This window comes from Ferruginibacter sp. SUN106 (assembly GCF_050611765.1).
Lineage (GTDB): Bacteria > Bacteroidota > Bacteroidia > Chitinophagales > Chitinophagaceae > Ferruginibacter.
This window is the reverse complement of the sequence record NZ_JBODJC010000002.1, coordinates 782,565-795,324: the sequence shown is the minus strand read 5'-3', so window position 1 is coordinate 795,324 and position 12,760 is coordinate 782,565. Positions and strand designations below refer to the sequence as shown.

Annotated in this window: 8 protein-coding genes; 5 read left to right on the top strand and 3 right to left on the bottom strand. The window is 36.7% G+C overall.

Going from position 1 to position 12,760, the window contains the following annotated elements; translation table 11 throughout:
- Nucleotides 1-12: 12 nt before the first annotated feature.
- From ACQ334_RS09305 to ACQ334_RS09295, 3 genes are all read right to left on the bottom strand, one after another.
- Nucleotides 13-1,434, bottom strand: coding sequence for a metallophosphoesterase (locus ACQ334_RS09305; protein ID WP_430987923.1), 1,422 nt, complete (start codon nt 1,432-1,434; stop codon nt 13-15).
- An 88-nt stretch (nt 1,435-1,522) separates the two neighbouring features.
- A complete protein-coding gene (locus tag ACQ334_RS09300) occupies nt 1,523-2,941 on the bottom strand; it encodes a hypothetical protein (RefSeq protein ID WP_430987922.1) in 1,419 nt (472 codons plus the stop codon).
- 28 nt (nt 2,942-2,969) lie between these two features.
- On the bottom strand, nt 2,970-5,756 hold the full coding sequence (locus ACQ334_RS09295; RefSeq protein WP_430987921.1) for a TonB-dependent receptor domain-containing protein: 2,787 nt from the start codon (nt 5,754-5,756) through the stop codon (nt 2,970-2,972).
- Nucleotides 5,757-6,104: 348 nt separating this feature from the next.
- Between ACQ334_RS09295 and ACQ334_RS09290 the strand changes: the two genes are divergently transcribed.
- The 5 genes from ACQ334_RS09290 (at nt 6,105) to ACQ334_RS09270 (ending at nt 12,757) form a co-directional block, all read left to right on the top strand.
- Complete coding sequence (locus ACQ334_RS09290) at nt 6,105-6,782, top strand: response regulator transcription factor (protein ID WP_430987920.1); 678 nt, start codon at nt 6,105-6,107, stop codon at nt 6,780-6,782.
- A 9-nt stretch (nt 6,783-6,791) separates the two neighbouring features.
- The gene (locus ACQ334_RS09285) at nt 6,792-8,045 is read left to right on the top strand and encodes a sensor histidine kinase (RefSeq protein WP_430987919.1); all 1,254 of its coding nucleotides are present in this window, start codon (nt 6,792-6,794) and stop codon (nt 8,043-8,045) included.
- Between the two features lie 74 nt (nt 8,046-8,119).
- A complete protein-coding gene (locus tag ACQ334_RS09280; RefSeq protein ID WP_430987918.1) occupies nt 8,120-10,600 on the top strand; it encodes an outer membrane beta-barrel protein in 2,481 nt (826 codons plus the stop codon).
- Nucleotides 10,601-10,817: 217 nt separating this feature from the next.
- The gene (locus ACQ334_RS09275) at nt 10,818-11,669 is read left to right on the top strand and encodes a UDP-2,3-diacylglucosamine diphosphatase (RefSeq protein ID WP_430987917.1); all 852 of its coding nucleotides are present in this window, start codon (nt 10,818-10,820) and stop codon (nt 11,667-11,669) included.
- Nucleotides 11,669-12,757, top strand: coding sequence for a glycosyltransferase family protein (locus tag ACQ334_RS09270; RefSeq protein ID WP_430987916.1), 1,089 nt, complete (start codon nt 11,669-11,671; stop codon nt 12,755-12,757). Before ACQ334_RS09275 ends, ACQ334_RS09270 begins: the two co-directional genes overlap by 1 nt.
- The last annotated feature ends 3 nt before the right edge of the window (nt 12,758-12,760 follow it).

The following is a 12,760-nucleotide window of genomic DNA, read 5'->3' as shown; positions in this document are numbered from 1 at the left end:
AAATATAGCTGCTTATTTAGTGATGTCAATTGCATCAACTTCATTGCCATTAACATCAACCTGGCGCAGCTTTAAATTTTTGCCATTAATATCCACCATGGTAAAAGAATGAATGGTAGAGATAAACTTATCTGTAAATTTTTGCCAGGTATCAGGTTGCGATTGTTGCTCGGGGTTGTATAATGTTTGCCCACCGGCACCCGATACAATGTAAATAACACCATTAGGTTTAGTATTGGTTTTGCCATCAAAAGTTTTATCTAAAGTCCAGGTGCCATTTACTACTCTGCCTCTTACGGTTTTATTATCTTTTCCACCTACCATTAATGTTCCTTTATTGTCAGGTTTAAAATGCAAGGGAAAAGAGCGCTGGTAATTATGTACATGGCCATTAAAAACAATATCTACATTTCCTTTTTCAAATACAGGAGCCAGTAAACGCATTTGTTGTTGTTCAAAATGTTCTCTTGAAGAGCTAAAACCTGGATGATGATATAAAACAAAATGCCAGGTAATATCTTTTGAATTAGCTAAATCATCAGCCACCCATGCTCTTAAAGTAGAATCTGTCCAGTCAACATAAGTATCTGCATCAATCACCGTCCAGTGTGCATTGCCATAATTAAAAGAGAAATTAGCCATTCGTGGATACTTATCACCTGCAGCATCTGTAAATGCTTTTCTGTTGGCATCACTTGCTTTTAATACAGGTACAAAAGCACCACCTGCCTGTCCAACGGGTCCGTTCAACGGTTGATCCCAAAAAAGATAATAGGCCAATGCATCGGGATATTTATCCAGGTCTTTTGTATCTACATCATGATTGCCAACAGCACCAACAAAAGGTATTGACTGCATTAAAGGCACACCTGTTTCATTTACTTTATCAGCATTGTAGATAGGCCAGAATTTTGTTTTGTACTCAGACATCAAACCATAATCATAAACAAGATCGCCGGCAAAGGCAACAAAATCAGGATTGGCTTTATAAATACCATTGGCAATTTGTTTAGCTTCTTTTGTACCTGCCCCCATATCTCCACTGGCTATAAAGCGAAAAGATTGTGTAGCAGATTTTGGCGCTTTTGCTTCGACACTAAAAACTACTTTACTGTTTTTTGAGATCCTGTACATAAACGAACTACCCGGTATCAACGATTTAAATGATGCAGTATAAATAATGAATGGCTCCATGCCGGCAGTGCTGATTGGTGTAGTGGTTTGCGCTTCAGCCTTCATCCATTTACCGGATGTGGTTTTATATTCTGCCAGCCATACTGCATCCGTTTTGGATGCATGCCAGAGTACCTGCAAAGATTGTGGTGTTGGTGTACTGCCAATTTGCAAATAAGGGGTTACAATAAAATCCGGATTGTTTTGTGCGGTTGCAGAAAATGAAAGCAATGCAATAAAAGAAATGAATAAAAATTTCATTGTGTATTTTTTGACTTTCTCAATAGTTATGAAAAAAGGTATCACCAGAAATTAACACAGTGATACCTTTTATTGTTGAAGAATATTTTTAGTGTTGATTGCCTCTGCCTGTGCTTTGAAAACAACCAATATCTTTACCCGGAGGTGTTATTTCAGAAGCGCCGTACCTGTAGTCAACAGGAACATCAGCCCTTGGAGAAAATCCGGTAAATCCTGCACCAATACACGGAGATGTAGGTTTTAATCCAAAGTTGTAACTACCTACAACAGCAATATCTGCAAGTTTATATCCTGCAGGCATAGGTACGGGCCCGTTGATAAACTGGGGGTTATTAATACCTAAAACAGAACTTGGTGCAGTATATACATCGCCAGTTTTCCATCCGGCAGGTAAATAAGTTGAGGGTTTTGGAAAATCAGTTTCCTGTGGCTGGCTGATAGCAGTGCTTACAGACAGGGAAGGAATAAACTGGCTGGCTACAGACAAAGAATCTGCATAATACCAATTATAACCATAACGAATGTTCGCAGTATCTGCAATTGGATTGTTTACAATGCGCAACCCAAATTTGCAATTCACAATTAAATTATTGTAAGCCATGCCGCCGGCACCTTCTTCAAAATTAATAGAACCGCCACGGCCTGCAGCTGCCCTTCTGTACCCACAGTTAATGATAGTGTTATTATACATCCTTACATTAGAACCCGGAGCACCAAGCGTAACATTAATATTAGATAATTTAGGGCCATTGGTTGCCATGCCTATAATTAAATTATAAGCAAAATCGCCGATAGTACCTGCTTTAGCGTTCATCGCTTCGCCACCGGTATAGCCACATTTTTCAAAAGTATTTCTCATGGCAGATATTTTACCGCCATTGATACGCCATGGATCATCAACACTACCATACACCCAGGAATCTTCCAGCACGAAAATGCCGTTGGGATTAGCAAAGTAAAGAGGATAAGGGCTTGAACCTCCTGTAAAGGTTTTCATGGCTGCACTCATGGCAGCGCCACCAAATTCAACATGCGTCCATTTAAGTACCATAAATTTTGCATTGGCGCCACCGATGATTCCTGTCCATTTACCTTTTAAAGCAGGATCAGTATTAGGGTCGGCACCTAACTGGTCAGTTTTAGTAACACCGGGATAAGTGATCCAGATAGGAAAATCTTTTGAACCTAAACAAAATAGAGACCCCTGAACACCAAGGCCGCATGGGGCATTAGTGCCACTTGCAGTATTTAAACCAAAATTCAATTTAACACCTTCCTGTATGGTAAGGGTATCGCCTGCATTTACAAAAATATCGCCGCAAACAGTATAGGTTTTGCCTGCCAGCATGGTGCCTTTAATAGCGCCAGATAAACATGAAGCATCACTGATGGGAGATGCAACCTGTACTACTCTTGCGGAGAGATCTTTATTATCTGCTACTTTCTTACATGCAGACATTAATAGTACTATTGAAAGACTGCACAGCAATAAAATATTCTTTTTCATTTTTTTATTTTTTGTTTGGTATGGTCAGTTAGAGTTTATAACGAAGGCCAAATAAGTAAGAAGTTTTATAAAAATCTTTTTGGATAATAATCTTCTTGTCAGGATCTGATTGTAATGCCAATGCCCTGGCACCACTTGTTTTTAAATATTCGTTGTAAGATTGATGCAGCGATAATTCGTAAGGAGCATTCGTAAGATTATTTATTTTGCCATAAAAAGTTAATTTTTTTACGATCCTTTTCTCAAAAGAAAAATCTAGTTGTGTAGTAGGAGACTGCCAGTAGTTTAAACCAAGAAAGGGACTGAGGAATGAAATTCTTTCTCCGGTATACACCATTGCAGCTTGTATATCTAAACCGATTTTTGGATTTTTATAGATCAATGATAAATTACCTACATGATTTGATTGTCCTTGCAAAGGCCTTGTTTCTGATACCAATGAGGAAACAATTTGTCCTGAAGAATTTCTTGAAGAATAAAACAGGTTATTATTTGTAATGCTTGATTTGGTATAAGTATAGTTTGCAGAAACACCAAACACACCGAAATATTTTGTAACCACTGCTTCAAAACCATAGTTGGTAGCAGTACCAATATTTACCGGTATTAATACCAGCGAATTGGAAATAGGCAAGTTATTGCCTAAGCCTGGTTTTACTAAGCTGATCTCAATCGGATCCTGGATGTTTTTATAAAAAACGCCTAACAACACCTGTCCTGCACCGGGCATATACAATTCATAACGCAGGTCTAAATTATCAGCAAGTGTATGTTCCAGGCCAACAGGATTTCCTAATTCTTTAAAAAATTCTCCTTGTGGTCCGTCAGGTACTAATTCGGCAAAGCCCGGCCTTGCTAATGCTCTGTAATAAGCAAAGCGTAAATTCTGATTCTTTTTCAATGCATACTTAAATTGTATGCTGGGCAATACATCTGTATAATTGATTTTTCCTATGCTGGCATCAACATCTTTACCCAATTCTGTAACATAACTCTGATCAGTATGCTCAACTCTTACACCACCTAAAGCCTCTAGTTTTTTTGTGAGCTGCCATTTTCCCTGCACATAACCGGAACTTATTTTTTCTTTAAAGGTGTAATCGTTGCCATCCTTAGAACCTACACCGGCACTGGTAGGATTAAAGATAAACACTGCATTGTTGATATTGGTATATACCTCACCAAGTGTTGGATCCAGGCTATAGCTGTTGTAATAATTACTTCTGTTTTTCTCACGTAATAAGCCACCAGCTTTTAATTCGAAGGATCTTTTCAGCAAATCAAAGTTTTTGGTAACATTCAGGTAGCCTGCATAATCTTTATCGCTGTTGTGCGACCAGCGACGTGTCATACCCTGAATTTTATCCGCTGTAAGTGAAGTAGCAACTATCGCATATTGATGAGAAAATTCTGATTGATCAGGTATATGATTATTAGCAATTGAATACACCAGGTTCCAGTCTAATTTTAATGAAGCGTTCAGTTTATGATTACCAGATAAAGTAGAATTATAAATAGATTGATATTGCCAGGTACTTCTTTGCGAAGCAGTTACAAGTGAGTTTAAAGCAACAGTATCATAAATGGTACGTGACTGAAAATCATTCAGCCTTACAAAAGTATTGGCCAATGTAATTTTGTTGTTTTTATTCACTGCATAATCAAGTTTGCCATTTAACCCGATACGCTGGCTTTGTACTGAATATTTGCGAAACTGCAGATCCGAAAAAAGCGGAATATTATTTAAACCCGGTTGTGAATTGGGTAAGAAGAAATTAGATGTGGTACCACGAAAAATATTCTGGTAACTTCCTGATGCTATAAAGCCGAATTTTTTATCTTTACCAAACCTGTTCCCGAACGTTATACCAAAAGTGGAATTAACCGGAAAACTTTTACTGGTATAATTAAGATGACCTACAGAAAAGTCACCGGGCACCGCCACATAATTACTGCCGTTTCTTTCACCAGGCGATTGTTTGTTCATACTACCATTGTCAAATTTCTGGTAGGTTTGGTCGCTTAAAATAGCGTTGTAACCTAACGAAGCATTTACCTGGAATAGTTTATCCTGTGGAGCATCTTTCATCACTAGGTTAATGGTACCACCAATAGCATCACCTTCCATTGAAGGCGTTAGGCTTTTACTTACTTCTAATCGCTCCAGCAATTCTGATGGAAATAAATCCAAAGGGATAAATCGATTTTTATTATCCGGGCTGGGTATCTTAATACCATTTACTAAAGTGTTAATGTATCTTTTTTCCATGCCACGTATAATAGGGTAACGGGCTTCACCACTTCCGCTCTTTTCAATTGTTACACCACTTACACGTTGTAAAGCATTAGCAACAGTAATATCAGGTAGCAATTGAATTGTTTTTGCAGATAGAACATTTAATATTGGGTCGGCAGATTTTTCAAGCCTTCTTGCACCTTTATCACTTCCTCCGGCAGAACTTATAGTTACCGATTCCAGTTCGGTGGAAGAGGGTTCCAGGGAAATGCTTATCGTTTTAATTTCGTTGGCAGCAACTGTTATTACTGCTTCTTCGGCTGGCCTTTTATAACCTGCATGAGTGATGATCACTTTGTAAGTACCTGCAGGAATTTTGCTGAAACTGAATGTGCCATCCAGTTTTACAAGTGTGATGTATTTGGTGCCGTCTAACTTTACTGATGCACCAACTAACGGCTCGCCGGTATTGGTATCCAGTACCTTTCCTTTAATAACCTGGCTTTTAGCACCCAGGCTTACCAGCAGAAATAAAAAACACATTGCAAAAAAAGCAGCATAAGATTTTGGTAGAAACATGTACAATTAATTTTAGGCTGCAAATATTTTTTTATTCTGCCTCTAAACAATCACACTAAATCACATTTATCAATTTGGTGACCTTTTGATAATACTGATATAACAATAATTCCAGAATGTTTTCAGAATTGGCTGTGGTATAATGATTTTTTAAATGCTGACTTCTTTTTAAACAGAAAAGCGTTGTAATATTCAATTGAACTAATAAAAAAAAGGACTAGCTGAATTAATAATTGCGTAACAATAAAATAACGTAAGCTTAATCACCGGTTAACTGTTGTACACTAATCAGGGCTTAATATTACCAATTGAAAAAATGCACTCATATTCATCTAAATCGTTGATATTTTGAACCTGCTTATTGTTGAGGATGAACCTGAACTATCTCATAGTATTGCAACTTATCTTTTACAGAATAAGTTTACTTGTGATACTGCATTAGATTTTCCGTCAGCTAATTCCAAGATCAGCTCAGGGGAATATTCCTGTATTATTCTTGATCTTAATTTACCCGGTGGCAGCGGTCTTGAATTATTGAGGAGGCTAAAAAAAATAAATAAAACGGAGGGGGTTTTAATTATATCCGCAAAAAATTCGCTGGATGATAAAATTGAAGGACTTGAGTTAGGCGCTGATGATTATCTTACCAAACCGTTTCACCTGGCAGAGTTGTCGGCCAGGGTAAATGCCATTATACGCCGCAAATCTTTTGATGGCAATAATACTGTGGTACTCGATAAACTTATCATTAACATTGCAGATAAAAATGTGATGACAGAAAATGGTATTATAGAACTTACAAGAAAAGAATACGAACTGCTCCTGTATTTTGCCAGCAATAAAAACCGGGTGCTTACAAAAGAATCTATCATAGATCACTTGTGGGGTAACCATGCCAATATGAGCGATACTTACGACATTATTTATTCGCACATAAAAAACCTGCGTAAAAAATTGATGGAATCCGGCTGTCCTGATTATATAAAAGCCGTTTATGGCATGGGCTATAAGTTTACTATTGCTTAATGTTTACCAATGAAGCTTATTACAAAGTATAACCGTTTCCTGTTTCCGGTACTGGTGTTTTTATTTATTGTCTCTACAATCAGCAGTTATTACCTTATTAAGGAGGTACTGCAAAATGAGCTGGATGAAATTTTGTTACGTTCCAAAGGACGTATTGAAAATTATGTAGCGGAATATCATGCAGTACCGGTAATTAATTCTTTTGATGACCAGAAAGCAATCTTTGAAAAAATTAACGGGCCTTTAAAAGATAGCGGTTTTCAGTCTGCCACACAATTTATTCCTGAGCAAAATAAAGAACATCTTTCACGCAAGCTGGTATTTCCATTACAAGTAGGTAAAGAAATGTATAAAGTTACTATCAGTGAACCATTGGAAGGAACCAGGCACCTGACAAAAGTGATAGTAAAGATTGCGATCGTCACTATTTTTATTACCTTATTGTTATTCATTCTCATTAACCGGAGTTTATTAACTAAAATCTGGCAACCATTTTATCAGTCACTTACTGCTATAAAATCATTTGATATTAATGCAAAGGATAAACTTAAATTTCCTGCTACTGCAATAAATGAATTTAACCTGATGAACAGCCATTTTAATATGGCTACAGAAAATGCTGTAAGAGACTATAAAAACCTTAAAGAATTCAGTGAAAATGCATCCCATGAAATTCAAACCCCGCTGGCTATTATTCATTCAAAACTGGATCTGATGGTGCAGCAGGAAAACCTTTCCGAAAAGCAAAGTGAATTGCTGAGGTCTGTATATTCATCTGTAAACAAGTTATCAAAACTGCAGCAATCTCTGTTATTGCTTACTAAAATTGATAATCGCCAGTTTCAGAATAATGCGGCTGTTGAATTAAGCGGGGAAATAAAAAATAAAATAATACAATTCCAGGAGTTGTGGCAAAACAGGGCGATAACTTATAACATCGAGGTAAGGGAAACTATATTGCATATTAATAAGGAACTGCTGGATATTTTACTCGATAATCTTTTTGGTAATGCTACCAGGCATAATATTCCTGGTGGCACAATAAATATCATGCTTAAGGATACAATGCTGCAAATAAGTAATACCGGTGCCAACCAATCACTTGACCCGGAACGTGTTTTTAAACGCTTTTATAAAAGTATACCGAATGGCGAAAATAACGGGCTGGGATTATCTATTGTTAAGGAGATATGTGAAGTGTCTGCTATCCATATAAATTATTTTTACCAGAATGAAAAACATTATTTTGAGCTAAGTTGGTAACACTATTCTAACAGTAACTTCAGAAAGATTCCAGAATCAGCAGATAGCTTTGCGAAAAATAATTACTGCCTGTAATGAAGTATACTGTAGTTTTTTTAATTTTTTTGGTTCTTAACCTTAGCGCTAATGCCCAATTAAATTCCCCGACAACAAAAATTTCTTTTTCAGGATATGTAAAAGATTCTCTTTCGGATTTGCCTTTGCAAAAAGTAACAGTATATTGTAAAAATAATAATCAATCTGCACCAGGCTTTTCAACTATTACAGATAACACCGGCTTTTTTATTTTTAAAAATTTACCAGCAGGAAAATATAATCTCTCTGTATCTGGCACAGGCTACCAGGCTTTTTCTAAAAATTATTTTGTCACTGACTCCTTGATAAACAATGAATATACGGTAGCCATTAAAATGTTCCCACTTACAAAGAGTTTAAAAGGAGTAGTAATTATTGCTAACAAAAGTGTCATTGAAAATAAACCCGACCGGATAATTTATAATGTTGATAAAGACATTACTTCGCAGGGAGGCGTGGCAACTGATATACTAAAAAAAATTCCACAGGTTACAGTTGATATTAATGGTAACGTGGAATTGCTGGGCAATCCATCAGTACGTTTTTTAATTAATGGAAAACCTTCCACCGTTTTTGGTAATAGTATTGCAGATGCCTTGCAATCGATACCTGCCTCTCAAATACAAAGTATTGAAGTAATGAGTAATCCGGGTGCTAAGTATGATGCATCAGGTACCGGCGGCATTATTAATATTATCCTTAAGAAAAGTAAATTAAAAGGCTTCAGCGGAATTATAAATGCTACTACTGGTACAAGATTGGAAAACGGGGCACTTAACCTGAACTATAAAAAAAATAATATTGGAATTACAGGGTATTACAGTGGCAGCTCGCAATTAAAAACAGCAACCCTTACATCATCCGATAGAAATTCATTTGATACTTCAGCAAAGCACAGTTACTATCTAAAACAGGAGGGTAACAGTGATTTTACAAGATTTGGGTACCGTTCGGGTTTGGGTATTGATTGGGATATAGCCGCAAGGGACAACCTCTCTTTTTCCTTCAGCAACTTTCGTTTTGGAAATACCAGTACAGGATTTTCGGATCAGTATAATACAGAAAAAGATAAAGATGGTAATACCCTGTTCATGGAAAATAGTATCCGCAATGCAGATAATCGTTTTGATAACGACACTTATGAAGCAGGAGTTGATTACAGGAGAAAATTAAAAAAAGAAAAACAGGAATTGTCTGTTGCCTATAACTATAGCGTATCTCACAATAGCAGCGCTTATTACCAATCACGCAGGTATGTATTTAATGATTCAATTTTTGGCGGATCTGATAGTAAAAATCCCGGTAAAGATTATGTACATACAATTTCCGTGGACTATACTACTATGGCAACAAAAAAATTGCTGCTTGAAGTGGGTGCAAAAACTGAAATTGAAAAACTCGTAAGCAATTCGGATGTATTTACATTTAACCCGGCGCAGTATAAATATTTGTATGATGCTAAACAATCTTACACTTCAGCATTTAACAGGCAGGTTATTGCAGGGTATGTTTCCGGGAGTTTTAAAATATTAAAATCAACAGATATTATTGCAGGGGCAAGGCTGGAGCATACTTTTAACAAAGCGGCTTACAGTAAAAACCAGGGTATAAAAATTCCTGACTATAATAATTTTGGCCCGGCATTAACTGTTTCACATACTTTTAAAAATCAGCAAACTTTAAAATTCAGTTATGCCTATCGGCTGGAAAGGCCAGAATATCGTGATATCAATCCCTTTGTAAATTTAAGTGACCCACATAATATCGGTACCGGCAATCCTTATATGATTCCGGAAATTGGTAATAATTTTCAATTGGGTTACAACCAATCATTTGGTAAAGATAATAACCTGAACATAGTATTGGTATATACTTATAACAGCCCCGATATAAAATCATATACTACTTTTTATCCGGCCTATAAAGTGGGAGACTCGGTTTATACTGATGTGAATGTAACTATGAGAGGTAATATAGCAGCTGAAAAAAGGCGTGGCGTTAATATAGCAGGAAGCTTCAACGCTATACCAAAATTAAATATCAGGATTGATATGCAGTTGTACGATCGCACTACAAAAAATATTTATTCCGTTCCCATTGTAGTCAGCGGTTTTGAATATCGGGGCAATTTGAATGTTAATTATCAATTTAATAAGGGGCTTGTTGCAGAAGCATTTGGTAATTATAATTCCGGCTTGCGCTGGCAAGGCAGAAGGGCTGCTTTTTCATCGTATACAATTGCATTGCGTAAGCAGGTTTTAAAAAGCAAAGGAAGTATAGGCTTTACAGCAGTGAATGCCTTTGGTAAATACCTCTCTCAAAAATCAACTCAGATCGGCACTGGTTTTACAGGAAGCAGTGTATTAAAAATTCCTTACCGTTCTTTTGGTATCAGCTTTATGTATAAGTTTGGAAAGATGAAGATCAGCAAACCTAAGGAAGAAGAAAATTATCTCACCAAACCTCCGGTTGAAAACTAAGCTCCCGAAGTAGCTGCCACAAAGCGTTACATAACATTTACATAACATTAGCGTAAACATTTGGTTAAAATAATAGCGTCACTTTGCTGGTATTACTAAACCCAATTTCTTACGTTATGAAAAATATCAATTATTTTTTTCTGACACTTTCTGTAAGAATCTGTTTGATCTTTTTTACAGTGTTATATCCTGTGCTGAAATTTTATAAGATCCATTAATGGATAAAGTAAAGCGGCGTAAACTGGATATACTGGTACTTTCTGATGTACACCTTGGCACTTACGGTTGCCATGCTAAAGAGCTACTGCATTATCTTAAAAGCATCAAACCAAAAACAGTAATACTGAATGGGGATATTATTGATATCTGGCAGTTCAGCAAACGCTACTGGCCCAAAGCGCACATGAAAGTGATCAAGCATTTAATGGGCTGGATGAGCAAAGGGGTTAAGATCTACTACATCACCGGTAACCATGATGAAATGCTGAGGAAATTTGTAGGGTTTAAAATGGGATCGCTGCGGATCGTAAATAAAGTAATTCTTGATTTAGACAATGATAAAAAAGCCTGGTTCTTTCACGGCGATGTTTTTGATGTAACCATGCAGCATAGTAAATGGTTGGCAAAGCTCGGTGCTGTTGGTTATGATACTTTGATCTTAATTAATCGCTTAGCTAATTTTATTTCAGAAAAAATATTTAAGAAAGGTAAACTCTCTTTATCAAAAAAAATAAAGAACAGTGTAAAAAGTGCAGTGAAGTTCATTAATAGTTTTGAGCAGACGGCAGCAGACATTGCCATTAGTAATCACTACGATTATGTAGTGTGTGGACATATACACCAGCCCGAAATGCGGGAGATAGCAAATGAACACGGTAAAGTAATGTACCTGAACAGCGGCGACTGGATTGAAAATTTAACCGCATTGGAATACATAGATGGCGAATGGAAAATTTATAAGTTTGATGAAGCCGATATAATGCATATGAATGAACATGACGAAGAGGAATTAGATAATTCGCAGTTATTTGATAATATGGTGGAAGAATTTAACCTGCTGAAACAATAATGAAAATACTTTACGCAATACAAGGCACAGGCAACGGGCACTTAAGCAGGGCAAGAGATATCATTCCCATACTGCAGCAAAAAGGTGAGCTGGATATTTTAGTGAGTGGCATACAGGCTGATGTGGAATTGCCTTATCCGGTAAAATATAAATTTAAAGGACTCAGTTTTATTTTTGGGAAGAATGGTGGCATTGATGTAATTGCTACCTACAAGAAGAGTAATTTAAAACAACTGTATAAAGAAATTAAAAGCCTGCCGGTTGAAGAATACGATTTAGTGATCAACGATTTTGAACCTGTAAGTGCATGGGCATGCAAAATGAAACATGCGGCATGTATCGGCTTAAGCCACCAGGCAGCCGTGATCAATAAAAAATCTCCCAAACCCAAAAAGAAAGATATAGTAGGTAAAGCGGTGCTGCATAATTATGCACCCGTTACTGCTGCTTATGGTTTTCATTTTGGTGCTTACGATAAAAATATTTTTACGCCGGTAATAAGAAGCCAGGTGCGTAATGCAAAACCTGAAAATAAAGATCACTACACAGTGTATCTGCCAGCGTACAGCGATGAAAAAATCATTAAAGTATTGGGCGAAATAAAAAATACCAACTGGCAGGTGTTCAGCAAACATTCTAAAAAAGAATACAAAGAAAAAAATGTGCACATCAGGCCCATTAACAATGATGATTTTATTGAAAGCCTGATTAACTGTACCGGTATTTTATGTGGTGCCGGTTTTGAAACACCTGCAGAAGCCCTGTATTTAAAAAAGAAACTGATGGCCATACCCATGAAGGGACAGTATGAACAACAATGCAATGCGGCCGCTTTAAAAACAATGGGGGTTCCGGTAATTAAAAGTTTAAAGAAAAAACACCTGGATAAAATAAAAGCATGGGTAGAAGGCAAACAATTCATAGCAGTGAATTACAGCAACAGCACAGAAAGGATCATCAACATGATCATTAAAAAATATGGCGATAGCAAAGCCAAACAAAATGTGGAATTAGGTGATGCCATTCACTCCGTAAAAAAATTAAAAGATAAAAGCCTGGGAAAAATATTAAATCAAATTGCAGAATAAATG